At 52.6% G+C, this 232-nt stretch carries 1 protein-coding gene; it reads left to right on the forward strand.

Features of this window, described 5'->3' with window-relative positions; genetic code table 11:
• A partial coding sequence (locus AC0IXA_RS28245) for a glycine zipper domain-containing protein (protein ID WP_471815033.1) occupies nt 1-232 on the forward strand: 232 nt, incomplete at both ends.

The raw sequence follows: 232 nt of genomic DNA on the forward strand, positions 1-232 counted from the left end.
GTTCTGTCGCAGGTGCCGTTGTCGGCGGCGCTCTAGGAAGCTTTGCAGGCCCGATTGGTACCGTTGTTGGCGGAGCCATTGGTTCAGCGGTAGGTGGATTTATTGGAGAAAAAGTCGCCAAGCTGACATCCGGTTTTGCTGAACAGATGGCAGTGAAATTAAAGGACCCGATTCATGCGGTCGTGGATAAAGGGAAAAAAGCATTCGAACTGGCGGGTCAAGGTGTGAAAGC

The sequence above is a fragment of the Pseudomonas sp. AC083 genome (assembly GCF_979253165.1).